The sequence below is a fragment of the Bradyrhizobium diazoefficiens USDA 110 genome (assembly GCF_000011365.1).
GTDB classification, from domain to species: domain Bacteria; phylum Pseudomonadota; class Alphaproteobacteria; order Rhizobiales; family Xanthobacteraceae; genus Bradyrhizobium; species Bradyrhizobium diazoefficiens.
The window spans coordinates 4,193,729-4,217,899 of record NC_004463.1 but is presented as its reverse complement, the minus strand read 5'-3'; the positions used below and the strand labels follow the sequence as shown (position 1 = coordinate 4,217,899).

The window sequence follows — 24,171 nt, the reverse complement described above, 5'->3', positions numbered from 1 at the left end:
GCGGGGAATCCAATACGCCGCGGCCTCGCCGTATCCCCTTGCCGTCTCTGGAATACTGGATCGCCCGGTCAATGACAGCAGTGGAAACGGACGTGCGCCAGCCCGGACCCTAGATCGTCACCTGCGTTCCGACCTCGACCACGCGGCCGCTAGGGATCTGGAAATAGTCGGTGGCGTCGTTGGCGGAGCGGCTGAGCGAGATGAACAGCCGGTCCTGCCAACGCGGCATGCCGGAATGGGCGGCGGGCTTCAGCGCCCTGCGCGACAGGAAGAACGAGGTCGACATGATGTCGAACTGCCAGCCGAGCTTGCGGGCGATCGCCAGCGCCTTCGGCACGTTGGGCGATTCCATGAACCCGAACTTCAGCGTCACCTTGGAGAAGGTCGGGCTGATCTGCTCCAGCCTGACGCGCTCGGCCGGGTCGATCCGCGGGGTCTGCGCGGTCTCGATGGTGAGAATGACATTCTTCTCGTGCAGCACTTTGTAGTGCTTCAGACTATGCATCAGCGCGGTCGGGGCACTGAGCGGGTCCGAGGTCAGGAACACGGCGGTTCCGGGCACGCGTTGCGGCGGCCGCTTCTCCAGCATGGCCACGAGGTCGGCGAGCGGGAACTCGAGCTTGCGCGATTTCTCGAACAGCAGCCGGCTGCCGCGCCGCCACGTATACATCAGGATGATCATGAGCGCGCCGAGGGCGAGCGGCACCCAGCCGCCCTCGAACACCTTGAGCAGGTTGGCGGCCAGGAAGGTCAGGTCGAGGAACAGGAAGGGCGCGATGAGCGCGGCCGCCGCGAGCGGCGACCACCGCCAGACCTTCCAGATCACGACGAAGCCCATCATCGCCGTGACCACCATGGTGCCGGTGACGGAGATGCCGTAGGCGGACGCCAGCGCGCTCGAGGAGCGGAACAGCAGCACCAGGAGCACCACCGCGACCAGCAGGAGCTGGTTGATGCGCGGGATGAAGATCTGGCCGGAATGGGCTTCAGACGTATGGCGAATTTCAAAGCGCGGCAGCAGCCCGAGCTGGATCGCCTGGCGTGTCAGCGAATAGGCGCCGGTGATGACGGCCTGGCTTGCGATGACGGTGGCGGCGGTGGCGAGCACGACCATGGCGCCACGGATCCAGCCTTGCGGAAACAACTGGAAGAACGGGCTCTCGATCGCCCCGGGATCACCGAGCACGAGCGCCCCCTGCCCCAGATAGTTCAGCGCCAGCGATGGCAGCACGATGAACAGCCAGGCGGTCTGGATCGGCCGTTTGCCGAAATGGCCGAGGTCGGCATAGAGCGCCTCGGCACCGGTGACCGCCAGGAACACCGCGCCCAGCGTCACGAAGCCGATGATGCCGTGGTGGAGCATGAAGGATACGGCATAGAGCGGGTTCAGCGCGAACAGCACTTGCGGCTGCGCGATGATCGGATGGATCGCCGCCACAGCAATGACCGCGAACCAGACGCACATGATCGGGCCAAAAAAGGCGGCGACGCGGGCGGTGCCGCGCGACTGCACGGCGAACAGGCCGACCAGGATGATTACGGTCAGCGGCACGATGTAGGGCTCGAACCGCAGCGTGACGTCCTTCATGCCTTCGATCGCCGACAGCACCGAAAGCGCGGGGGTGATGACGGCGTCGCCGTAGAACAGGGCCCCGGAGATGATGCCGAGCAGGACGATGGTCGCCCCGCCGGTGCCGACCGCGCGCTGGGCCAGCGCCATCAGCGCGAGGGTACCGCCCTCGCCGTTGTTGTCGGCGCGGAGCAGGATCACGACGTATTTGAGCGTCACCACGACGATGAGCGCCCACAGGATCAGGGAGAGCACGCCGAGCACGGCCGCCGGCGTGGCGAGCCCGTCGGTGCCCGAGGAGGCCGCCGTCACGGCCTCGCGGAACGCGTAGAGCGGACTGGTGCCGATGTCGCCATAGACCACGCCGATGCTGCCGAGCGTCAGCGCGCCGAAACCGGCCGTGGTGTGGGCCTCGCCATGGCCATTGGCCGCCGCCGTTTCCGGGGCGGGAACTGCTACGTCGCTTGTCATGGGAGAGCCCGGTGGCCTCTAAAAATGCTTCACTGCACAACGGCGGAAGAGCGCGGGCTTATAGTCCTGCGCTGTCGGCATAGCCTAGCCCGTTTTTGGGCCCTCGCCATGCAAATTTTGCATGGATCCGCCAATTGCGTTCAGATGGTGACTTGGGTGCCGACTTCAACCACCCGCCCCGTGGGAATCTGGAAATAGTCGGTGGCGTCGTTGGCGGACCGGCTTAGCGCGATGAACAGGTGGTCCTGCCAGAGCGGCATGCCTGACTGCGCCGAGGCCTTCAGCGACCGCCGCGACACGAAGAACGACGTCGACATGATGTCGAACTGCCAGCCCTGCTTGCGCGCGATCGCGAGAGCCTTGGGGACGTTCGGCTGCTCCATGAAGCCGAAGCGCAGGCGGACCTTGGAGAACTTGTCGCTGATCTTCTCCATGCGGAACCGCTCCGACAGATCGACCCGCGGCGTATGCGCGGTCTCGATGGTCAGGACCACGTTGTGCTCGTGCAGCACCTTGTTGTGCTTGAGGTTGTGCAGCAGCGCGGTCGGCACGAAGGATGGATCGCTGGTCAGGAACACCGCCGTGCCCTTGACGATATGCGGCGGCCGCTTCTCCAGGCTCCGGATCAGATCGTCCAGCGGCACCTCGATCCGGCGCGTCTTCTGGATCAGGATTCCCGAGCCCCGCCGCCAGGTCCAGATCGTCCCCGCCATGGCTGCGCCGAACAGCAGCGGCACCCAGGCGCCCTCCAGCAGCTTGAGCAGATTGGCGCTGAAGAAGCTCATGTCCACGACGACGAAGGGCAGGATCACGGCAGCCGCCGTAGCCGCGCGCCAGTTCCACAATTTCCAGATCACGACGAAGCCCATGATGCCGTCGGCGACCATGGTGGTGGAGACCGCGATGCCATAGGCCGAAGCCAGATTGCTGGGGGTGTGGAACAACAGCACCAGCAGCATCACGCCGATCAGCAGCAGCCGGTTGACGCGCGGCAGATAGATCTGGCCGGCATGGCTTTCGGAGGTGTAGCGCACCTCGAAGCGCGGCAGCAGGCCGAGCTGCACGGCTTGATAGACCAGCGAATAGGCGCCGGTGATCACCGCCTGGCTCGCGATCACGGTCGCCGCCGTCGCAAGACCGACCAGCGGCAGCACCAGATGCTCGGGCACCATGCGATAGAAGGAATGCTCGATCGCGCTGGGATCGGACAGCACCAGCGCGCCCTGGCCGAAATAGTTGATCAAGAGCGAGGGCAGCACGAAGAACATCCAGGCCGCCTGGATCGGCTTGCGGCCGAAATGACCGAGATCGGCGTAGAGCGCCTCTCCGCCGGTCACCGCCAGGAACACGGCGCCCAGCGTCACCAGGCCGATCGTGCCGTGCGACAGCAGGAATTGCAGCGCGTAATAGGGATTGATCGCGGCAAGTACCGACGGATCGTCGGCGATGTGGACGGCGCCCATCACCGCAATACACGTGAACCAGACCACCATCACCGGCCCGAAGGCCGAGGCCACCAGCGCGGTCCCCTTGCTTTGGACCGCGAACAGCAGCACCAGGATGAGGACGGTGAGCGGCACGACGTAGTGCTCCAGGGCGGGCGTCGCGAGCTTCAAGCCCTCGACCGCCGACAGCACCGAGATCGCCGGCGTGATCATGGAATCGCCGATGAACATGGAGGCGCCGACCACGCCGAGCGCGAGCAGGAACCAGCTTCGCCGCCCGAGCGCACGCTGGCCGAGCGCCATCAGCGAGAGCGTACCGCCCTCCCCGTTGTTGTCGGCGCGCAAGAGCAGCAGGACGTATTTGGCGGTAACGACGATCAGCAGCGCCCACAGGATCAGCGAGAGCACGCCGAGCACCATGACCCGCGTGACCGGCTCGCCATGGGCCGCGCCCCGCACCGCCTCGTGGAATGCGTAGAGCGGCGAGGTGCCGATGTCGCCGAAAACGACACCGATGCTCCCGAGCGTGAGCGCCCAAAAGCCCGATGTGACCGGCCCTTCCTGGGTCTCGGTCGATGTGATGCTCGCCGTCATGTGGATGGAAAACGCTTCGTCCCTGAATTTGATCCGGCGCCTTTTGACGCTTCCGGCGCGCCTGTCAATCGGCACCCCACCTTAGCAGGCGCCGGGCCGAATGCTGTGACGGCGCAGCCACGCTCGTCGCCTGCGCGACGAGATGCCTCAGGTAAGATGGTAGCGCAAGGGGCTTATCGTTTGGACATGATCCCCGCGCAAACGCGTGTCGCGTTTGTCGCGAAGGAGAACCGGTGCCCACTTCTCCGGATCATGCCTACGGCTTCAAATTCGGCGGCAGCGGCGGATCCTCGCGCATCAGGGTGATGGTCACGCGCCGGTTGGCGGCCAGCGAGGGATCGTCCGGAAACAGCGGCTGGGTGTCCGCCTTGCCGGAGACGGCGAAGATGTGCGAGGCCGGCAGGCCCTCGCGCTCGAGGATCTGCCGCACGGCATTGGCGCGGTCGGCGGATAGATCGAAGGCACCGTAGTCGCTACGGGTCGGCACGAAGCCGGCCGCGGTGTGGCCGGCGATGGAGACGCGGAGCGGCGTGGCCTTGAGCGGAATCGCCAGCTTCTCGACCAGGCGGCGGGTGCGGTCATAGGGCACCTTGGAGCCGTCGGCGAACATCGAGCGGCCGTCCTGGTCGACGATTTCGAGATTGAGACCCTGCTTGGTCTCCTCGAACATGATGTGCTTGGACATCTCGGTCAGTTCCGGCATGTCCTGCAAGGCCTGCCGCAGCGAGGCCGCGGCGAGCGCGAAATTGCGGTCGACCTTGATCTTCGCCCCCGACGTGCGGTCGCGGTCCTCCTGGTCCGGGGTCGGCGTGTTGGAGGCATCCTCGGGCTGGATATGATCGACGTTCTTCAGCCGCGGGCGCGTCGGCAGGCCGTCGGACTCGACGATGCCGGCGTAGCGCGCTTCGCTCTGCACGCCGAAGGCGTCGCGCATCGAACCGGCGACGATCTTGAGCTTGTTGGCGTCCTGCGTCGAGAACGCGACGAGCATCACGAAGAAGCTCATCATCAGGCCCATCAAATCGGCGAAGGTCACGAACCAGCCGTGACCGCCCCCGTGAGCATCGCCGCGCTTCTTCTTGGCCATGGCTGTCTGTCCCGGCGGGCGGCGTTACGCCGGCACCGGCTCGCCTTCGGCGTGGCGATGCTTCTCCGGCAGATAGGCCAGCAGCATTTCGCGCACCAGCGTCGGGCTCTTGGAGTCGCGGATCATCAGGATGCCGTCGATGATCAGGGTGCGGTTGGTCTCTTCATCCAGCAGCTTGCCGTGCAGCTTGTCGGCGATCGGCAGACAGAACAGGTTCGCGACGAGCGCGCCGTAAAGCGTTGCGAGCAGCGCGGTCGCCATGAACGGGCCGAGCTTGGAAGGGTCGGTCATGTTCGCGAACATCTGCACCATGCCGATCAGGGTGCCGATCATGCCGAAGGCCGGGGCGCAGTCGCCGATGGCACGATAGATCTTGCTGCCCTCGTCGAGGTGCATCAGGAAGTTGTCACGGTCGCGCTCGAGATTGTCGCGGATGAAGTCGAGGTCGTAACCGTCGGCGACATAGCGGATGCCCTTGGCGAGGAACGGCTCGTCGGTCTCGACCTTTTCGAGACCCACCGGACCCTGCTTGCGGGCGATCTCGGCGATGCGGGCGAGTTCGTCAACGAGGTCGTGCGCCGACAGCCGGCTCATGGTGAAGGCGAACTTGGCGCCGAGCGGAAGGCCGTGCAGGAGCGCGCTGAGCGGAAAGCGGATCATGGTGGCGGAGATCGAGCCGCCGAAGATGATGATCATCGCATGTTCGGAGATGAACATGTGGAGGTCGCCGCCCATGAAGATCATCGCTGCGATGACGATGATGCCCGCCGTGAGCCCAACGCCGGTCATGATATCCATGAGAGACTCCAACGCGTACGCAACAACGGCCGTCCTGGCCGCTGGCGCGGCCCAACCCCGAACCGCATCGGAAACCCTAGAGGGCCGCCCTTAAAGCCGCGTAAAGGTTAAGTTGAGCCGGCGCGCCGGACCGGCGCAGCGCGCCGGGAGAAAGCCGGCTTTGCCGACCTCCGACGGGAATCTCAACACTTCGCTAACCATGTTTGCGCGGGGCTAAGACGAGATGCCCACCAGTTCCAGGCTGAGCGCGCGCAGACGCTTGCGTGCGTCGGCATCGTAGGCTTGCGGATTGGCGCGCGCCTCATTGATGCCGTTGAAGAACAATCCGCTCTTGCCTGCGACGTCGTCGCCCTCGACGAGGCGCAGGATCGCCGCGCCGCCCTGCTCCACCGTCGAGATCGGCGTGATGCCGCCGGCCCGCACCATGGTGGTGTTCATGTAGGTCGCCGGATGCAGCGAGTTCACGGTGACACCCGCGCCCTTCACTTCCTCGGCGAAATCGATCGTGAACATGATCTGCGCGAGCTTGCTCTGCGCATAGGCGCGCGAGCCGCTATAGCCCTTGGTGATCATGACGTCGTCGAAGTCGATCGGATGCTGGCCGAGCGAGGCGACGTTGACGATGCGCGACGGCGCCGCGGCCTTCAGCAGCGGCAGCAAGAGATGGGCGAGGAGGAAGCCGGAGAGATAATTGACGGCGAAGCGCAGCTCATGACCGTCGGCGCTGACCTGACGCTGCGGCCCGTCACTCTGCGAGCCGATGCCGGCGTTGCTGACGAAGACGTCGAGACGCTGGTGATCACGTTTCACGGCTTCCGCGAGTGCGCGCGTGCCCGACATCGACGACAGGTCCGCCTGATAGAAGATCGGCGCGGCATGACCGGCTTTCACGATCTCGTCGATCAGCGTCTTTGCGCGCGCCGCATCGCGGCCGTGGATCAGGACCTTCGCGCACTCGGCCGCCAGCCGGCGCGCGACGTAGCGGCCGACGCCGTCGGTCGAGCCAGTAATCAGGACCGTCTTGTCATTCATCTGCATCGCAGGCCCTCCGACTGCGGCCCTAGGCCACATCCGTGACCAGGAATCATACAGTATTCTATGGCCGGTGCGGCATGCTCCATCACAGGAGCCGTTTTGCAATGTTGACGCTGTTCGGCCTTCTCACCGCGCTTCCTGCGGTTCTGGCGCTTCATCTGCTCGAACCGGAACTCGTCCTGCCGGCGTTCAGCGTCCTGCTCTTTGTCGAAGCCGCTTTCGCAGTGATCGCAGCGCGCCTGGTTCAAGGTCCTGACAAGGCGGACGACATCACCCTGTGGGATCTCGCCGGCGGCTTCACCCTGATCGGGTGCGCCGCCGCAATGTTCGCCGAGCCGGATCAGGCCGCCCTGTTTCTGACGGAACAGGGCGACCCGCGGCCGGCATCGGGGCCGTAAGCTGCAAGCTCAGTGGATCTCCGCCGAGCGCTTCAGCGCGGCCTTCAGCTTCTCCAGCGAGAAGTCGGGGCTGCGGGCGATCTCCAGGATCGGCGTCTCGCGGCGGCCGCAGAGTTCGGCGGCCTCGGGCAGCTTTGCGGCGACGTCGAGCGGGATCACGATGGCGCCGTGCTGATCTGCGTGGATGAGATCATCGGACTTCACGGTCATGCCGGCGACGCGCACTTCGCCGCCAAAACTCTCCGCATGCACCCAGGCATGCGACGGGCCGATCGAGCCGGCCAGCGCCTGGAAGCCAGGGGCCCATTGCGGGATGTCGCGGATCGATCCGTCGGTGATGACGCCGAGGCAGCCGAGCGCCTTGTGCACGTTGCTCTGCACCTCGCCCCAGAACGCGCCGTAGCCGACGTCGGGGCCGTCGATGTCCTGGATCACCGAGATGCGCGGCCCGTGGCCGGTGCCGACATACTCGTAATATTCGATGCGGCGCTTCGACTGCTCTTCGGCAGGCAGCGAGGATTTCAGCACCGAGCGGATCGCAACCGTGCGGGCATAGCCGACGATCGGCGGCAGGTCGGGGAACGGACAAACCAGTTGCTTGGTGGTGTAGCCGATCAGCCGGCGCTCGGGTGCCACGATCTCCATGGCGTTGCAGATCGTCGGGGTGTCATAGCGGCCCAGCGCTTCGAGGACGGAAGCGGGCAGCGGCCCGGTCGCGGTATCAGTCACGGCGTTCTCTCCCAGATTGGCGGCTGATTGACGCGATGCCGCCGGCACAGGGCGATATAGCCGAGATCGGGCCTCAACCCAACTCAGCGCGCCTTCATGGCAGATATCCGCGAAAAACGCTCAGCGCATGATCCGGAAAAGTGCGCAGCGGTTTTCCGAAAAGATCACGCTCAAACAACGACCTAAAGCGCGATGAGGTTTCAGCCAAATCTCATCGCGCTTTAGTGCAGCCGTCCGGGCCGGTCGTCGTCGTGCGGCGGCTCCGACAGGTTCGCCAGCGTCGGCGCCGACGGCGGCGACGAGATCTCGCCTCCCGCAGGCGTGGCAGCATCCATCGCGCGCGCCTGGTCGCGATAGGATTTGTAGCCGAGCGGCAAAGCGAGAAGATACAGCACCGTGCCGATCGACAGCACGTGCCAGGGATAGGCGATCAGGATAGCAATGAAGACGATCACCGCGACGAAGGCCGGCAGCACCAGTTCCGGCGGCACGCGCATGCGCTTGGTCTTGCCGGAGAACACCGGCAGGCGCGACACCATCAGGAAGGCGATCAGCAGCGTGTAGGCCGCCGTCACCGCCGCGGGCGCGCGGCCGAGATCGAGGAACGCCACATAGATCGGCAGCAGAACCGTGATCGCACCGGCCGGCGCCGGCACGCCGGTGAAGAAATTGGCGGCGAAGGCCGGCTTGTTGGGATCGTCCATTGTGGCGTTGAAGCGCGCAAGACGCAGGCCGCCGGAGATCGCGAACACCATCGCGGCGATCCAGCCGGCATTGCCGAGCTCGTGCAACTGCCAGAAATACAGCATCAGCCCGGGCGCGACGCCGAAATTGACGAAGTCGGCGAGGCTGTCGAGCTCCGCCCCGAACTTGGACTGGCCCTTGATCATGCGCGCGATGCGGCCGTCGATGCCGTCCAGCGCGGCGGCGAACACGATGGCGTAGACGGCGAGCGACATCCGCCCCTCGATCGACAGCCGGATAGACGTCAGGCCGGCGCAGATCGCCAGCAGCGTGATGACGTTGGGCACCAGCATCCGCACCGGAATCGGGCGGAACCGCCGGCGGCGAACGTCAGGGTCTTTGATGTCATAGGGCGTCATGGCTCGTCCTCACCTTGAGGCGAGATATAGCAAGCCGCGTCCCCCTCCGCCATTGCGGCGGAAGGGCCCCAGGGACCGACTTATTGGTTAATTGGCGCGGTAGGCGCGGCTCGGGTCGTCGCCGGCAAGATCGGCCAAAATCGTCTCGCCGGCGATCGCGGTCTGCCCTTCCGACACCAGCGCCTTGGTGCCGACTGGCAGATAGACGTCGAGGCGCGAGCCGAAACGGATCAGGCCGAACCGCTCGCCGGCGCCGATCGCCTGGCCCTCCCTGACGAAGCAGACGATGCGCTTGGCGATCAGCCCTGCGATCTGGACCACGCCGATCCGTGCCGTGGGCGTCGTGATCACCAGCGAGTTGCGCTCGTTGTCCTCGCTCGCCTTGTCGAGCTCGGCATTGATGAAGAGGCCGGGCCGGTAGGCGATGCGGTCCACCCTGCCCGCGATCGGGCTGCGGTTCACATGGCAGTTGAACACGCTCATGAACACCGAGATGCGCGGCAGCGGCCGGTCGCCGAGCCCGAGCTCGGCCGGCGGCAGCGCCATGGTGATCATCGAGACGCGGCCGTCGGCCGGCGACACCACCAGCCCCTCGCGCACCGGCGTCACCCGCACGGGGTCGCGGAAGAACAGCGCGCACCATACGGTGAGGATGGTGCCGATCCACCCCAAAGGCGACCACAGCCAGAACAGGATCAGGCTTGCCAGCGCAAAGCCGCCGATGAAGGGATAGCCCTCCTTGTGGATCGGCGGGATCTGACGCTGGATCGAATCGAGAATGGACATCGCTATCTGCCGCTCTGGGTTGATGGCGCAGGGCGTCCCGCGCGGTGGAGTTGTTTAGGCCAGAGTTGGGACCGGAGACAAGATCACTCCGCAGCCGCAGGCGTCGTCAGGGCGTCCTCGACCGGCGGTGGCTGCCGGTTGGGCGCCTCGCTGGTATCGGCCATCTTGGCCAGCTTCTCGCGCGCGGCCTCCGCCTCGCGCTGCCTGTTCCACATGCTGGCATAGAGGCCGCCCTGCGCGAGCAGCTTTGCGTGAGTGCCACGCTCGGCGATCCGGCCCTGGTCCAGCACGATGATCTCGTCGGCGCCGACGATGGTCGAAAGCCGGTGCGCGATCACCAGCGAGGTGCGGTTCTTCGCCACGCGGTCGAGGGCGCCCTGGATCTCGTGCTCGGTGTGGGTGTCGAGCGCGGAGGTCGCCTCGTCCAGCACCAGGATCGGCGGCGCCTTCAAGACGGTGCGCGCGATCGCGACGCGCTGCTTCTCGCCGCCCGACAGTTTCAGGCCGCGCTCGCCGACCTGGGTCTCATAGCCCTTCGGCGCCATGCGGATGAAATTGTCGATCTGCGCGAGGCGTGCCGCCTCCTCGACCTCGGCATCGCTGGCGTCCCAGCGTCCGTAGCGGATGTTGTAGCGGATGGTGTCGTTGAACAGCACGGTGTCCTGCGGCACCATGCCGATGGACGCGCGCAAGCTCGCCTGCGTGACCTCGCGAATATCCTGGCCGTCGATCAGGATCCTGCCGCCGGAGATGTCGTAGAGGCGGAACAGCAGCCGCGATATGGTCGACTTGCCGGCGCCCGACGGCCCGACGATCGCGACCGTCTTGCCGGCCGGCACCTCGAAGCTGATGCCCTTCAGGATCGGACGCGCCGGCTCATAGGCGAAGCGCACGTCCTCGAAACGCACGATGCCGGCGGAGATGACCAGCGGCTGCGCGTCGGGGCCGTCCTTGATCTCGGCCTCGCGTCCCAGCACGCCAAACATCTTCTCGATGTCGATGATCGCCTGCTTGATCTCGCGATAGACCATGCCCATGAAGTTCAGCGGCTGGTAGAGCTGGATCATCATGGCGTTGACCAGCACGAAATCGCCGACCGTGTTGGTGCCGTTGCGCACGCCGATGGCGCACATCAGCATGGTCGCGGTCAGCCCCAGCGTGAAGATCACGGCCTGGCCGGTGTTGAGCACCGCGAGCGACGTATAGGCCTGGACGCTCGACTCCTCGTAGCGCGCGACCGAGCGGTCGTAGCGCTGCGCCTCGCGCGCCTCGGCGCCGAAATATTTCACGGTCTCGTAGTTGAGCAGCGAGTCGATCGCCTTAGTGTTCGCCTCGGTGTCGGAATCGTTCATCTTGCGGCGGATGCCGATCCGCCACTCGGTCGCGATGTAGGTGTAGTACATGTAGACCGCGACCGTGATCAGCGTCGCCACCACGTAGCGCCAGTCGAACTGCCAGAGCAGCACGGCGAGCAGCAGCGAAACCTCGACGATGGTCGGGATCAGCTGAAGGATCACCATGCGCACGATGACCTCGATGCCCTCGCGGCCGCGCTCGAGCACGCGCGTCAGGCCGCCGGTCTTGCGCTCGAGGTGGAAGCGCAGCGACAGCTCGTGCATGTGGATGAAGGTGATGGTGGCGAGCTTGCGCACCGCATGCATGGCGACGCGCGCGAAGAGGCCGTCGCGCCACTGCGTCAGCACCGCCATCAGGATGCGCGTCGCGCCGTAACTCGCCGTCAGCAGCAGTGGCGAAGCGATCACCCAGAGGTGCCAGTTGTCGGGCAGCACCGGCGCGGTGTTCGCGCCGGTCAGCGCGTCCGTCGCCCATTTGAAGCTGAACGGCACCGTCAGCGTGATCAGCTTGGCGGCGAGCAGCAGCACCATCGACCAGACCACGCGCATCTTCAGGTCGAAGCGGTCGCCCGGCCAGATATAGGGCCACAGATGCGCCAGCGTGCCCATCAGGGTGGCCCGCTCGAGCGGCCCGCCGGCGGGATCTGGCACGTCGGCGCCGGGCGGCGAATGAGGTTGGTTCATCAAGAAGCCTGAAAGCCCGCCGGATGCGGGCGCGGTGCGATTAACGATTTTCGCTCGTCATATAGAAGCTTCCGGGAGCGAGCGCACCCCGCCAGATGGCGAATCTTTGATTGTTTGTCGCCATTTACCGGTAGATTTCCGGGAGGTCCGAATCACCGATTGGGCTTGACGCCTCTTCGCTGCAATGCATCATGGCACCAATGAGCACGATCAAAACCGTCTGTGTCTATTGCGGCTCCGGCCCCGGAACCAATCCCCGCTTCACCGAAGGCGCCAAGGCGTTCGGCAAGGCGCTCGCCGAGAACAACATCCGCCTGGTCTATGGCGGCGGCTCGCTCGGCCTGATGGGCTCGGTCGCAACCTCCGTCCTCGATAATGGCGGCACCGTCACCGGCATCATTCCCGAATTCCTCCGGATGCGCGAGAACGCGCTGACGCGGGTGCAGGAGATGATCGTCACCCCCGACATGCATGAGCGCAAGCGGCTGATGTTCGAGCGCTCCGACGCCTTCGTGGCGCTGCCGGGCGGCGTCGGCACGCTGGAGGAGCTGGTCGAGCAGTTGACCTGGAAGCAACTCGGCCGTCACGCCAAGCCCGTGCTGCTCGCCAATATCGACAATTTCTGGGAGCCGCTGTTCTCGCTGCTGTCGCACATGCGCCAGACCGAGTTCATCCGTGCCGGCCTCTCGGTCGACATCCTCAAGGCCGATCGGGTCGAGGAGATCCTGCCGAAGCTGAAGGCCGCCGTGGCACAGCTCGCCGAGGCGGAAAAAGAGCTCGCTCCGGAAGTCGCGCGCAAGCTGTAACGATTGGTTGGCTCGATTTCACCGCGGGCTCCGTCACCTCTCCCGCTTGCGGGAGAGGTCGCCGCATAGCGGCGGGTGAGGGTTCTCTTCTCTTGGGGGTTCTCGCCCGTGGAGATACCCCCACCCCAACCCTCCCCCGCAAGCGGGAGAGGGAGCGCACCGCCTTCGTGGCGATAACGCTCTATTCCGCAGGAAACGTCACCGCCTCGATCCGGTTGCCGTCGGGATCGACGACGAAGGCCGCGTAGTAGCGCACGCGATCGTGCGGGCGGATGCCCGGCGCGCCGTCGGATGCGCCGCCGGCGGACAGCGCGGCGGCATGAAACGCATCGACCTCGGCTGTGGTCTTCGCCCGCAGGCAGATGTGCACGCCGCTCTCCGGGGCTACGGGCGGCATGCCCTCGCGCAAGTTGATCCAGAACTCCGGATAGGCCTTGCCGAAGCCGACCGTGCGCGGCCGCATGACGAGACGCGTCAGGCCGAGGGCGGCGAGCGTCGCCTCGTAGAATGTTGCGGAGCGATCGAGATCGCTGACGCCGACGGAGATGTGATCGATCATTGGTGCGCTCCCCTCCCACAGTCATTCCGGGGCACGCGCAAGCGTGAACCCGGAATCTCGAGATTCTCAGGTGCGCAATGGCGCACCATAGTTCGGTCCTGCGGACCGCCCCGGAATGACAGCATCAAAACTACGCCGGCGCGCCCGATTTCACGAGCTTGTAGATCACCGAATCCATCAGCGCCTGGAACGAGGCGTCGATGATGTTCGGGGACACGCCGACCGTGGTCCAGCTGTCGCCGTTCTCGTCCTCGCTCTCGATCAGCACGCGCGTGACCGCGCCGGTGCCGCCATTGAGGATACGGACGCGGTAGTCGATCAGCTTCAGGCCCTCGATATATTTCTGGTACTTGCCGAGGTCCTTGCGCAAGGCGACGTCGAGCGCGTTGACGGGACCGTTGCCTTCGGCCGCCGAGATCAGATGCTCGCCGGCAACGTCGACCTTGACCACCGCAAGCGCCACCGTGACGCGCTCGCCGAGCGCGTTGTAGCGCTGCTCGACATTGACGTCGAACTGCTCGACCTCGAAATAATGCGGCACCTTGCCGAGCGTGCGGCGCGCCAAAAGATCGAACGAGGCGTTGGCGGATTCATAGGCGTAGCCGGCCGCCTCGCGCTCCTTCAGCTCCTCGACCAGGCGCGTCAGCTTCGGATCGCTCTTCTCGTAGGCGATGCCGGCGCGGTCGAGCTCGGCGATCACGTTGGAGCGGCCGGCCTGGTCTGAGACCAGCACCTTGCGGTGATTGCCGACCAGTTCCGGCAAGACATGCTCGTAGGTCTGCGGATCCTTCAGCACGGCGGAGGCATGGATGCCGGTCTTGGTGACGAAGGCGCTCTCGCCGACATAGGCCGCATGCCGGTTCGGCACGCGGTTGAGCATGTCGTCAAGCGTGCGCGACACCTTGACGAGAGTCGCGAGCTTCTCCGGCGTCACACCGATCTCGAAGGCGTCGGCAAACTCCTGCTTCAGCTTCAGGGTCGGGATCAGCGAGCAGAGATTGGCGTTGCCGCAGCGCTCGCCGAGACCGTTCAGCGTGCCCTGGATCTGCCGCGCACCGGCGCGCACGGCGGCGAGCGAATTCGCCACCGCCTGCTCGGTGTCGTTATGAGCGTGAATGCCGACGTGAGCGCCGGGGATGTGCCTGGTCACCTCGGTGACGATGGCCTCGACCTCGTTCGGCATGGTGCCGCCATTGGTGTCGCACAGCACCACCCAGCGCGCGCCGGCCTCATAGGCGGCTTTCGCGCAGGCGAGCGCGAAGCTGGAATCCTCCTTGTAGCCGTCGAAGAAATGCTCGCAGTCGAGCATCACCTCGCGGCCGGCGGCCTTGGCGGCCGCGACGCTGTCGCGGATCGAAGCGAGGTTTTCCTCCTTGGTCGTCTCCAGCGCGACGCGCACCTGATAGGCGGAAGACTTTGCCACGAAGCAGATCGCGTCGGCCTTGGCTTCCAGCAGACCGGCAACGCCCGGATCGTTCGAGACCGAGCGCCCTGCCCGGCGCGTCATGCCGAAGGCGGTGAAGCGCGCGTGATTGAGCTTCGGCTTGCTGCCGAAGAACTCGGTGTCGGTCGGATTGGCGCCGGGATAGCCGCCCTCGACATAGTCGATGCCGAGCTCGTCCAGCATCGCGGCGATGATCTGCTTGTCGGTCAGCGTGAAATCGACACCGTTGGTCTGCGCTCCGTCGCGCAGCGTGGTGTCGAACAGATAGAGGCGCTCTTTCTTTGCTTGTGCCGAGCTCATCGCGAGCGTCCGTTCTTGTTACCTCCCCCCTTGTGGGGGAGGTCGACGATGCACAGCATCGTCGGGAGGGGGGTGCCACACGGGTGGTCGGAGTGCGGGGCTACCCCCCTCCCCAACCCTCCCCCACAAGGGGGGAGGGAGCGGAGAGAGGATCGCGCTTGGTGACCACGCTCCTTGCTCATTGCGGTGCTCCGAGCGTCTTCTTCATGGTGGTATTGGCCAGCCACTCGTCGTTCACGGTGATGCTGTTGCGCTGCATGGCGACGTAGCCGCGCTTGGCGAAAAAGCCCTGCGCGTTGTCGCTGGCATCGACCGAGAGGCTTTTCGCGCCGCGGCCGCCGGCAAGCTTCTCCAGCGCATCGACCAGCATGGTCGCGATGCCCTGCCCGCCGACTGCCGGATGCACATAGAGCATGCGGATGTAATCGGCCCCTTGCAGCGAGGCGAAGCCGACGGGCGAGCCCTCCAGCGTCGCGATCAGCGTCAGGTCGGCGGCGAGCCGCTTGCCGAACTCTTCGCTTTCCGCCGCCTCCATCCAGGCCTGCTGCTGCGCCTCGGTATAGTCTTCGCCGGTCAGCTCCTCGATGCTCGCGACGAAGATCGCCGCAAGCACCGGAACGTCATCAGGCAGGAAGGGCCGCAAGCCCGGCCTTGGCAAAGTCTGTCCCATCGTCTTCACCACATCCCATAGAGCTTGAGCGCCAGCGCCACCGCGGCGGCGAGCAGCAGGACCTTCAGCGCGATGTAGTAGAGCCAGTGCCGCGGAAAAGGCGTGTCGGGCCGCTTCATCGCGAAAACTCCCAGGTCGTCCCTTCCTTGGAGTCCTTGATCGCAACGCCCATCGCGGCGAGCTGATCGCGGATGCGGTCGGACTCTTTGAAGTCTTTCCGTCCACGGGCTGCGGTCCGTTCCGAGATCAGGCGCTCGACCTCTCCGGCATCGACCCCGCTCGCCTTCTGCTTGCGATCTTCCCACTGCGCGGCGCTCTCGGAGAGAAAGCCGAGCAGCCGCAGCGATCCTGCCAATGCGCTCACGTCGCTGTTGCGCAGGCCATGCAGCGCCGCGATCGCCAGGGAGGTGTTGAGGTCGTCGAGCAGCGGCTCGACCACGGACGCGGCGGGACGGCCGGGATCGACGTCGGCCGCGACGCGATACCAGTCGTCGAGCGTCTTGGCGCTCTCCTCCAGCGACTTCATGGTCCAGTCGATCGGCGAACGATAATGCGTCTTGAGCATGTTCAGGCGCAGCACCTCGCCCGGCCAATCCGCCAGCAGCTCATGGATGGTGATGAAGTTGCCGAGGCTCTTCGACATCTTCTCGCTCTCGACCTGCAGGAAGCCGTTGTGCATCCAGTAGTTTGCCATGCGCTCTCGGTGGAAGGCGCAGCAGGTCTGGGCGACCTCGTTCTCGTGATGCGGAAACACGAGATCGATGCCGCCGCCGTGGATGTCAAAGTACTCGCCGAGATGCTTCCAGGCCATGGCCGAGCACTCGATGTGCCAGCCCGGGCGCCCCTGCGCGGCGATGCCGGCCGGCGACGGCCACGACGGCTCGCCGGGCTTGGACGGCTTCCACAGCACGAAGTCGGTGCTGCCCTTCTTGTAGGGCGCAACATCGACGCGGGCGCCGGCGACCATCTCGTCCAGCGAGCGATTGGACAGCGCGCCGTAGCGCGGCAGGGTGGAATTGGCCGCGTTCATCGCCTGCGGCGAGAACAGCACGTGGTCCTCGGCGACATAGGCAAAGCCGCCGGCGACAAGCCTCTCGATGATCTCGCGCATCTCGCCGATATGCTCGGTCGCGCGCGGCTCGACGCTCGGCCTGAGCGCGCCGAGCGCGTCGACGTCGGCGTGGAACTGCTTGCCCGTCTGCTCGGTGACCTCTCGGATCGCCTCGTTCAGCGGCAGCCCTGGAAAATCACGCGCGGCGCGGTCGTTGATCTTGTCGTCGACGTCGGTGATGTTGCGGACGTATTTGACGTGCGCCTCGCCATAGAGATGGCGCAGCAGCCGAAACAGCACGTCGAACACGATCACGGGCCGGGCATTGCCGATATGGGCGAAGTCATAGACCGTCGGTCCGCAGACATACATGCGGACGTTGTTCGCATCGAGCGGCACGAAGGTGCGCTTTTCCTTGGTCAGCGTATCGTAGAGGCGCAATTCCATATGGATACCCGTCGGCTGTTGGCCGGGCGTCCAAGGCTCTCAATGTTTTTGAGAAAAGACGGCTCCAGCCAGCGAATCGCTAGCTCGTAATCTCGCGGCAAATGGCGCAAATGGCGAGGAGACCGTACATGCGGCCACATATGGGCTATCAGGCGCCCCCGCGTCAAGAGAGCCGCGAAAATGCCGTTTTATCTCCGCAAAGCGCGGCCGCCCCGCCATGATGGTTCATCATCATTAACCTTTTGAGTTTATTCGGAAGCTGGCGGTTCCCCCAGCCCCCGGTGCCACCCATGCGATCCCTGTTTGCACTCGTCTCCTGTGCCGCCATCATCGCAGCGTCCGGCGCATTCGCCGAGACCCGCGTCTTCATCATCGCCAACCAGGCGGACGGCTACGGCATCGACCAGTGCCTGGCCAAGGGCGACAGATGCGGCGCGCAGGTCGCGCGCACCTATTGCCAGTCACGGGATTTTGCCCAGGCCTCAAGCTATCGCCGGGTCGATCCCGACGAAATTACCGGCTCTGTCCCCAAAACCGGCGCAAACTGCTCCCATGGCCATTGCGACGAATATGTCGCAATCACCTGCCAGCGCTGAATTCGCTCGGCACTGGCGGACCTTAGGCCCAATCTTTGGCCCCTGAAACGACGTGACGATGCCGCAGGAAGCGGCTATGGGAGGGCGCGCTTCGGCCCCCCAAGCCACGTTGGAAAGTCACACTGGGCCGTGACCTCGCTAGAATGGCGGATATGCCTGAATTTTTGACTCTCTCCCGTGCCCGCTCAATCCTTGCCTGCACCGTGCTCCTGAGCACCGTCATGCTTGCCAACGCCGCTTTCGCGCAGGCCGGCCCGCCCGGACCGCCGCCTCAGCCCGGCCAGAACGGGCTAGGCCCCAATCCGATGTGCGCGCGGCTGGAAGGCCAGCTCGCCGCGCTCGATCGTGGCGGCGGCGGTGACCCCGCGCGTGAAGACCAGATCCGCCGCTATCAGGATTCCCAAGCCAAGCAGCAGGCCGAGCTCGACCGCGTCACCATGCAGGCCAAGCGCATGGGCTGCGATTCCTCCGGCTTCTTCTCACTGTTCAACGGCCAGTCGGCGCAGTGCGGCCCGGTCAACACCCAGATCCAGCAGATGCGCGCCAATCTGGACCAGATCACCGGCAATCTCGAACGCCTGCGCGGCGGCGGCCCCGGCGGCTTCAGCCCGGAACGCGACAGCCAGCGCCGCTCGGTGCTGGTGGCCCTCGCCCAGAACAATTGCGGCCCGCAATATGCCAACGCCGCGCAGGCGCAAGGCGGCGGCAACTTCCTGAGCAATCTGTTCGGCGGCAACAACAACTCCAACAATCCGCAAAGCGTGCCGCCCTCCGATCTCGGCCCGCAATCCGGCACCTACCGCACCGTATGCGTGCGCACCTGCGACGGCGCCTATTTCCCGGTCTCGTTTGCGACCGTGCCGGCGCGCTTCCCGGACGACGAGAAGACCTGCAAGGCGCTGTGCCCGGCCGCGGAAGCCGTGCTCTATACCCATCGCAATCCCGGCGAAGACATGAACTCCGCGGTCTCGATCAGCGGCCAGCCCTACACGGCGTTGCCGACCGCATTCAAATTCCGCAGCGAGTTCAACCCGTCCTGCTCCTGCAAGGCGGCGGGCCAGACCTGGGCGGATGCGTTGAAGTCGGCCGACGACAAGGCCGCAGCCGAGCAGCAGGGCGACATCATCGTCACCGAGGAGAGCGCCAAGAAGATGCAGCAGCAGCGGCTCAACAAGGGCGCGCCTGCAACGACGGCCAAGAAGGGCACAGCTGCTCCGGCGCCGACGACGGCCACCGCGCCGGCCGCGACGCCGCCAGCGGATACCGGCACGGCTCCGGCGAACTCGGAGAACAAGCCGATCCGCTCAGTCGGACCGACCTTCCTGCCGCAGCAGCAGAAGTAGCTCAGCCCTGCCGCACCGTCATCCGCCCACCGGGTCTCGCAGCTACTGCTCGCCCTCGCGGCTCCACGGGAAGAGATTGGCCGGGAAATCCGCGGCATAGCGCTTCCCCTTCGGCGGGGGCGGCGGTTCGTCCGGCGGATTCGGATTCGGCTCGACCACTCTCCGATAAAGGTGCCAGGTCGCATGACCGAGCACCGGGAGGACGACAGCGAGACCGACGAAGAACGGCAGCGAGCCGACCACGAGCAGCGCCGCGACGATCAGCCCCCACCCCGCCATCGCGACCGGATTGGCGGCCACCGCCTGCAGCGATGTACGGATCGCATCGATCGCCGTCGCATGCCGATCGAGCATCAACGGAAACGATACGACGCTGACGCATAGCGCCGCGACCGCAAACAGGAAGCCGACACCGCAACCGACGATGATGAGCGACCATCCTTCCGGCGTGGTCAGCACGCGGGTTGCAAAGTCCGGAATGCTTGCAGCCGCCGCGTGACCGAAGATGGTGACATAGATCGCGTTCGCGACGCCGATCCAGACCCCGAACAGGACAAGCAAGAGCACGCCGAGCTCGAGCATGGCGCCGAAGGACGGTGCGCGCAGCACCTTGACCGCATCCCATGCATCGACCTCCTCGCCGCGCTCACGGCGGCGGCTGAGTTCGTAGAGGCCGATCGCGGCAAAGGGACCGATCAGGGCAAACCCGGCGGCCAGCGGAAACAGCAGCGGCAGGACCGAATAGCCGAGGACCATCCTGAACAGGACGAGACCGAGAACCGGATAGATCACGCAGACGACGATCGCGTGACTCGGCATCGCCTGGAAATCTTCCCAGCCCAGGCGCAGCACCTCTTTCAAGTCGAGCAAGCCGATCTTGCGAATGGGATAAGAAACCGCCTCACCGAACAGGTGCCGCTTGACGATCTTGTCGGAATAAAGAGTGGCCATGCACACACCCTCCTCTGAAGTCGCGGCGGAGAACGGCGCGCTTTCCGGCCACGCGTGTCCGCCCTTAAGTGCGGGAGACGCGATCGAGCCGAGTACGGCAGTTCCAGGCTCAACGAGGAAGGAGCTTAGCCGGACGAAACCCGTCGCGACCTGCGCTCCAAGCTTAGCGCGTGCGATGTGGAATGACCAGCGCTCCCGGCTGGGTGAAATTGTGCGTCGCATATTTTGTGCGATGCATCACATCGAGAATGCGACTGACGATGGCGAGCTTGCACGGCAACATGGATCGCCCACGCCGCCTAAGCTCGTTGACATGCTATTGACGCCGGGTTCGCGGGGGATCATTTTAGAAATGTAGACGCCCCCAGCTCCGGTGAGATTGGCGGTCGCGAACTTCTCTTGATATCGCGACCGGTTGAAGGGGCGAGGCAAGAGGCGCGGCGATGGCGCATATGTCAGCATAGAACCAGCATAGAGAAAGTCAGCCATCGCGACAGACGCGAGCTCCGCCCTGGATTCGTATCCGCAGCCTTTGTTGGCAAGGATGGTTCAGGATGGCTGTCGCACTGATACTGCTTCTGATCGCGATCGGTTCGGTGCTGTTTCACCTCTTCAGCCCGTGGTGGTGGACGCCGATCGCCACCAACTGGGGCTATATCGACGACACGATCAACATCACGTTCTGGATCACCGGGTTCGTCTTTACCGCGGTCATCCTGTTCATGGCCTATTGCGTCTTTCGCTTTCACCATAAGGAGGGAAGACAGGCCGCGTACAATCCCGAAAACAAGAAGCTTGAATGGTGGCTCAGTGTCGGGACCGGCGTCGGCGTCGCTGCCATGCTCGCACCCGGCCTGGTCGTCTGGCACCAGTTCGTGACCGTTCCGGCAGATGCCACCGAGGTCGAGATCATGGGCCAGCAATGGCAGTGGAGCTTCCGCTTGCCGGGGAAGGATGGCCGGTTGGGCACGTCCGATGTCCGCAACATCAGTCCTGAGAACCCGATGGGTCTCAATCGCGACGATCCGCACGGCCAGGACGACGTCGTGATCGAAAATGGCGACCTGCATCTTCCGATCGGGAAGCCGGTCAAGGTTTTGCTCCGGTCCGTTGACGTCCTGCACGATTTCTATGTGCCTGAGTTCCGGGCCAAGATGGATATGGTGCCGGGCATGGTCACTTATTTCTGGATAAGGCCGATCCGAACCGGAACCTTTGATGTTCTCTGCGCGGAGCTGTGTGGCGCGGCGCACTACCAGATGCGCGCCAAGGTCATCGTCGAGGCAGAGAGCGACTATCACGCCTGGCTGGAGCAGCAGAAGACGTTTGCCGGATTGTCAGGTCGAAATGCCGTTGTGAGGGCGAAGTACAATTCCGGCGACGACTAGGAGAATGCAGGTCGGGCGCGTGAAGACGAGCTGATCGCCCCGAAGGAAACGACCGAGGAGGTGCTCTATGGTCGATGTCCCCTATGACAGGATTGCAGACATTCCGCCTGCCGAAGTGCCCGATGTCGAGCTCTACCATCCCAGGAGCTGGTGGACACGGTATGTCTTTTCGCAAGACGCCAAGGTGATCGCCATACAGTACTCGCTGACAGCCTCCGCCATCGGACTGGTGGCCCTGGTCCTGTCGTGGCTGATGCGACTGCAACTGGGATTTCCCGGCACATTCTCCTTTATCGATGCCAACCAGTACCTCCAGTTCATCACCATGCACGGCATGATCATGGTGATCTACCTGCTCACGGCGTTGTTTCTCGGAGGCTTCGGCAATTACCTGATCCCGCTGATGGTTGGCGCACGGGACATGGTCTTTCCCTATGTGAACATGCTGAGCTACTGGGTCTACCTGCTCGCAGTCCTGGTGCTGGCCTCGGCCTTCTTCGTGCCCGGCGGCCCCACCGGCGCCGGCTGGACGCTGTATCCGCCACAGGCGATTCTGTCGGGCACGCCCGGACAGGATTGGGGCATCGTCCTCATGCTGTCCTCCCTGATTCTGTTCATCATCGGCTTCACCATGGGTGGGCTGAATTATGTGGTGACCGTGCTGCAGGCGCGCACCCGCGGCATGACGCTGATGCGCCTGCCGCTGACGGTGTGGGGCATCTTCACGGCCACCGTCATGGCGCTGCTGGCATTCCCCGCGTTGTTCGTTGGCTCGGTGATGTTGCTGCTCGATCGTCTGCTGGGGACCAGCTTCTTCATGCCGACCCTCGTCGAGATGGGCCAGCTGAGCAAATATGGCGGCGGCAGCCCGCTCCTGTTCCAGCACCTGTTCTGGTTCTTCGGTCACCCCGAAGTCTACATCGTCGCCCTGCCCGCCTTCGGCATCGTCTCCGACCTCATCAGCACGCATGCGCGAAAGAACATCTTCGGTTATCGCATGATGGTCTGGGCCATCGTGGCGATTGGAGCGCTCAGTTTCGTCGTGTGGGCGCACCACATGTATGTAAGCGGCATGTACCCGTATTTCGGGTTCTTCTTCGCCACGACGACGCTGATCATCGCCATCCCGACCGCCATCAAGGTCTACAACTGGGTGCTGACCCTGTGGCATGGCGACATCCATCTCACGGTGCCGATGCTGTTCGCCCTCGGCTTCATCATCACTTTTGTGAATGGCGGGCTTACCGGACTGTTCCTCGGCAACGTCGTCGTGGACGTGCCCCTGTCGGATACCATGTTCGTCGTCGCGCATTTCCACATGGTGATGGGCGTCGCGCCAATCATGGTCGTGCTCGGGGCGATCTACCACTGGTACCCGAAGGTCACGGGGCGAATGCTGAACGACGTGCTGGGCAAGTTCCACTTCTGGGTTACGTTCCTCGGCGCCTACCTGATCTTCTTTCCCATGCATTATCTCGGGCTGCTCGGCGTTCCGCGCCGATACTTCGAACTCGGCGACGCGGCGTTCATCCCGCCGTCGGCCCACTCGCTGAACGCCTTTATCACCGTGGTGGCGCTGACGGTGGGTTTCGCCCAGATGGTGTTCCTGTTCAATCTCGTCTGGAGCCTGTTCGAGGGCGAGCCTTCGGGCGGCAATCCGTGGCGAGCGACGACGCTGGAGTGGCAAACGCCGGAGACGCCGCCAGGGCACGGCAACTGGGGCAAGCAGCTCCCGATCGTCTATCGCTGGGCCTATGATTACAGCGTGCCGGGCGCGGCGCAGGACTTCATTCCGCAGAACCAGCCGCCCCCGACGGGGGCCGTTCAGGGAGTTGCTCCGTGAGCGCCGTTATCCTGTTCCTGGCCGTGATCGCCGTCATCGTCGGATGGTGGCTCTCGCAGCAACGGCTGACTGCGAAACCGTGGCTGGAGGCAGGTCCGATCGATGATTTCCCCGGCACGGACGCCATGACCTGGCCGGCCGCGAAGGTCGGACTTGGCGTGTTTCTCGCTGTTGCCGGTTCGTTGTTCACGCTGTTCATCAGCGCCTACTCCATGCGGATGAACATGGTGGACTGGCGGACAATGCCGGTGCCAAAGGTGCTGTGGTTCAACACGGGCGTGCTGGTCCTGAGCAGCGTCGCGCTGCAATGGGCCCTCATGGCCGCGCGCCGCAACGACATCGACGGCGTCGTCGTCGGCCTGCTCGCGGGCGGAGCGTCGGCGATCGCGTTTCTCGCCGGGCAGCTGCTGGCATGGCATCAACTGAGCGACGCCGGCTATTTCATGGCGTCCAATCCGGCCAATGCCTTCTTCTACGTGATCACCGCGGTGCACGGGCTGCATCTGACCGGCGGCCTGGTTGCGCTCGGCCGAACCACAGCGGGGGTATGGCGGCACGACACCGGGACGGCCGAGATGCGCCTGAGTGTGGAGCTGTGCACCATCTACTGGCATTTCCTGCTGCTGGTCTGGCTGGTCCTGCTCGGTCTCCTCACGGGCTGGACGGACGATTTCGTCGACATCTGTCGCCAATTGCTGAGCTAGGAAGGACGAGACGA

General features: G+C 64.7%; 21 protein-coding genes. 7 read left to right on the top strand and 14 right to left on the bottom strand.

Annotation, left to right across the window (positions count from 1 at the left end; genetic code table 11):
- Positions 1 to 109: 109 nt before the first annotated feature.
- From BJA_RS18830 to BJA_RS18810, 5 genes are all read right to left on the bottom strand, one after another.
- Positions 110 to 2,041: a potassium transporter Kup gene (locus BJA_RS18830; protein ID WP_011086584.1), complete on the bottom strand. Its 1,932-nt coding sequence runs from the start codon at positions 2,039 to 2,041 to the stop codon at positions 110 to 112.
- Positions 2,042 to 2,181: 140 nt separating this feature from the next.
- A complete protein-coding gene (locus BJA_RS18825; protein WP_063921615.1) occupies positions 2,182 to 4,080 on the bottom strand; it encodes a potassium transporter Kup in 1,899 nt (632 codons plus the stop codon).
- A 256-nt stretch (positions 4,081 to 4,336) separates the two neighbouring features.
- A complete protein-coding gene (locus BJA_RS18820; protein WP_011086582.1) occupies positions 4,337 to 5,167 on the bottom strand; it encodes an OmpA/MotB family protein in 831 nt (276 codons plus the stop codon).
- 24 nt (positions 5,168 to 5,191) lie between these two features.
- On the bottom strand, positions 5,192 to 5,965 hold the full coding sequence (locus BJA_RS18815; RefSeq protein WP_011086581.1) for a motility protein A: 774 nt from the start codon (positions 5,963 to 5,965) through the stop codon (positions 5,192 to 5,194).
- Positions 5,966 to 6,178: 213 nt separating this feature from the next.
- On the bottom strand, positions 6,179 to 7,003 hold the full coding sequence (locus BJA_RS18810) for an SDR family NAD(P)-dependent oxidoreductase (protein WP_063921445.1): 825 nt from the start codon (positions 7,001 to 7,003) through the stop codon (positions 6,179 to 6,181).
- A 101-nt stretch (positions 7,004 to 7,104) separates the two neighbouring features.
- Here BJA_RS18810 and BJA_RS18805 point away from each other — a divergent pair, with 101 nt between their 5' ends.
- Positions 7,105 to 7,398, top strand: a complete 294-nt coding sequence (locus BJA_RS18805; RefSeq protein ID WP_038966246.1) for a hypothetical protein — start codon at positions 7,105 to 7,107, stop codon at positions 7,396 to 7,398.
- Positions 7,399 to 7,407: 9 nt separating this feature from the next.
- On the opposite strand, the gene BJA_RS18800 is transcribed toward BJA_RS18805, so the two are convergent.
- The 4 genes from BJA_RS18800 to BJA_RS18785 form a co-directional block, all read right to left on the bottom strand.
- Positions 7,408 to 8,127 (bottom strand): RraA family protein, encoded by a 720-nt coding sequence (locus BJA_RS18800; protein WP_038966252.1) that lies wholly within the window; start codon positions 8,125 to 8,127, stop codon positions 7,408 to 7,410.
- 221 nt (positions 8,128 to 8,348) lie between these two features.
- Positions 8,349 to 9,230: a CDP-alcohol phosphatidyltransferase family protein gene (locus BJA_RS18795; RefSeq protein WP_011086578.1), complete on the bottom strand. Its 882-nt coding sequence runs from the start codon at positions 9,228 to 9,230 to the stop codon at positions 8,349 to 8,351.
- Between the two features lie 87 nt (positions 9,231 to 9,317).
- Positions 9,318 to 10,022, bottom strand: a complete 705-nt coding sequence (locus tag BJA_RS18790; RefSeq protein ID WP_257784524.1) for a phosphatidylserine decarboxylase — start codon at positions 10,020 to 10,022, stop codon at positions 9,318 to 9,320.
- 77 nt (positions 10,023 to 10,099) lie between these two features.
- Positions 10,100 to 12,055, bottom strand: coding sequence for an ABCB family ABC transporter ATP-binding protein/permease (locus BJA_RS18785; RefSeq protein WP_011086576.1), 1,956 nt, complete (start codon positions 12,053 to 12,055; stop codon positions 10,100 to 10,102).
- A 200-nt stretch (positions 12,056 to 12,255) separates the two neighbouring features.
- Here BJA_RS18785 and BJA_RS18780 point away from each other — a divergent pair, with 200 nt between their 5' ends.
- Complete coding sequence (locus BJA_RS18780) at positions 12,256 to 12,861, top strand: TIGR00730 family Rossman fold protein (protein ID WP_028170865.1); 606 nt, start codon at positions 12,256 to 12,258, stop codon at positions 12,859 to 12,861.
- 181 nt (positions 12,862 to 13,042) lie between these two features.
- On the opposite strand, the gene BJA_RS18775 is transcribed toward BJA_RS18780, so the two are convergent.
- The 4 genes from BJA_RS18775 to cysS form a co-directional block, all read right to left on the bottom strand.
- Positions 13,043 to 13,420 carry a VOC family protein gene (locus BJA_RS18775; RefSeq protein ID WP_011086574.1) on the bottom strand — a complete coding sequence of 126 codons (378 nt, stop codon included), beginning with the start codon at positions 13,418 to 13,420 and terminating at the stop codon, positions 13,043 to 13,045.
- Positions 13,421 to 13,550: 130 nt separating this feature from the next.
- Positions 13,551 to 15,164 carry a citramalate synthase gene (gene cimA / locus BJA_RS18770; protein WP_011086573.1) on the bottom strand — a complete coding sequence of 538 codons (1,614 nt, stop codon included), beginning with the start codon at positions 15,162 to 15,164 and terminating at the stop codon, positions 13,551 to 13,553.
- A gap of 178 nt (positions 15,165 to 15,342) precedes the next feature.
- Positions 15,343 to 15,834 (bottom strand): GNAT family N-acetyltransferase, encoded by a 492-nt coding sequence (locus BJA_RS18765; protein WP_038966251.1) that lies wholly within the window; start codon positions 15,832 to 15,834, stop codon positions 15,343 to 15,345.
- Between the two features lie 115 nt (positions 15,835 to 15,949).
- Positions 15,950 to 17,332 carry a cysteine--tRNA ligase gene (gene cysS / locus BJA_RS18760; RefSeq protein WP_011086571.1) on the bottom strand — a complete coding sequence of 461 codons (1,383 nt, stop codon included), beginning with the start codon at positions 17,330 to 17,332 and terminating at the stop codon, positions 15,950 to 15,952.
- A gap of 290 nt (positions 17,333 to 17,622) precedes the next feature.
- On the opposite strand from cysS, the gene BJA_RS18755 reads away from it, so the two are divergent.
- Both BJA_RS18755 and BJA_RS18750 read left to right on the top strand, forming a co-directional pair.
- Positions 17,623 to 17,928, top strand: coding sequence for a hypothetical protein (locus tag BJA_RS18755; protein ID WP_028170860.1), 306 nt, complete (start codon positions 17,623 to 17,625; stop codon positions 17,926 to 17,928).
- Between the two features lie 143 nt (positions 17,929 to 18,071).
- Entirely contained in the window at positions 18,072 to 19,271 is a 1,200-nt protein-coding gene (locus BJA_RS18750) for a DUF2865 domain-containing protein (protein ID WP_011086569.1), read from the top strand.
- Positions 19,272 to 19,313: 42 nt separating this feature from the next.
- Here the strand turns inward: BJA_RS18750 and BJA_RS18745 are convergent, their stop codons facing one another.
- Entirely contained in the window at positions 19,314 to 20,222 is a 909-nt protein-coding gene (locus BJA_RS18745; RefSeq protein ID WP_028170858.1) for a DUF2189 domain-containing protein, read from the bottom strand.
- Positions 20,223 to 20,776: 554 nt separating this feature from the next.
- Between BJA_RS18745 and BJA_RS18740 the strand changes: the two genes are divergently transcribed.
- The 3 genes from BJA_RS18740 to BJA_RS18730 all read left to right on the top strand — a co-directional run bounded on the left by BJA_RS18740 (position 20,777) and on the right by BJA_RS18730 (position 24,157).
- The gene (locus BJA_RS18740) at positions 20,777 to 21,610 is read left to right on the top strand and encodes a cytochrome c oxidase subunit II (RefSeq protein WP_011086566.1); all 834 of its coding nucleotides are present in this window, start codon (positions 20,777 to 20,779) and stop codon (positions 21,608 to 21,610) included.
- Positions 21,611 to 21,677: 67 nt separating this feature from the next.
- Positions 21,678 to 23,453 carry a cbb3-type cytochrome c oxidase subunit I gene (locus BJA_RS18735; RefSeq protein WP_011086565.1) on the top strand — a complete coding sequence of 592 codons (1,776 nt, stop codon included), beginning with the start codon at positions 21,678 to 21,680 and terminating at the stop codon, positions 23,451 to 23,453.
- Complete coding sequence (locus BJA_RS18730) at positions 23,450 to 24,157, top strand: cytochrome c oxidase subunit 3 (RefSeq protein ID WP_011086564.1); 708 nt, start codon at positions 23,450 to 23,452, stop codon at positions 24,155 to 24,157. The genes BJA_RS18735 and BJA_RS18730 overlap by 4 nt, the downstream gene beginning before the upstream one ends.
- Positions 24,158 to 24,171 lie beyond the last annotated feature (14 nt).